The 774-nt window shown below is 72.0% G+C and carries 1 protein-coding gene; it reads right to left on the bottom strand.

The window, feature by feature from the left end; all coding sequences use genetic code 11:
* On the bottom strand, positions 1-774 hold a 774-nt coding region (locus FUT87_RS20745), incomplete at both ends, for an efflux RND transporter permease subunit (protein WP_147242245.1).

Below are 774 nucleotides of genomic sequence, written 5' to 3'. Positions count from 1 at the left end.
CCGCCCCACTCGAGGCGCCAGCGCTGGCGGTCGAAACGGACCTGCCGCTCGAGCGCCGGCTGGGCTTCGGCGAGGAAGCTGGACAGGTCGCGGCCCCGCGTGTTGAGCCGCACGATGAGATGGCGCTGGCCCATCTCGCGCACGATGACGCTCTCGCCCACCGTGGTGCGGATGCGCGCGACGTCCGACAGCGGCACCTGCGCGCCATTGGCCCCCGTCAGGCGCAGATCACCGATCGCCTGCGGGCTGGCACGCGACTCGGGCGTGAAGCGGACCGTCATGTCGTAGCTCTTCTCGCCGACGTAGACCTGCCCGATGGCTGCGCCGCCGATGCCGGTGGACACCAGCGTGGCGACATCGGCGGCGTTGATCCCCAGTCGCGCCGCGGCGGCGCGGTCCAGGTCGATGCGCAGGTTGGGCAGCGGCGGCTCGACGTCCACCGCCACGTCGGCGGCGCCGGGCACCGTCCGCAGCACCTCGGCCACCTGGGCCGCGATGCGGCGCCCTTCGTCGAGGTCGTCGCCGAAGACCTTGACCACCAGATCGCTGTGCGCGCCCGACAGCTTGTCCTGCACGCCGTCGATCATCGGCTGCATGAAGGACACGCTGTAGCCCGGCATGCGGGCATAACGCTCGGCCAGGCGCCGGATCAGGCCCTGCTTGCCGCCCGGCGCGGTCCAGCGCTCGTAGGGCGTGAGGCTGATGCTGGCCTCGATGTGGGAGGGCGTCCAGTAGTCGGTGCCGTCGTCGTTGCGGCCGGTCTGCGTGACCACG

Source organism: Mitsuaria sp. TWR114, assembly GCF_007997345.1.
The sequence above is the reverse complement of the archived record's forward strand: the minus strand, read 5'-3'. Positions and strand labels throughout refer to the sequence as shown.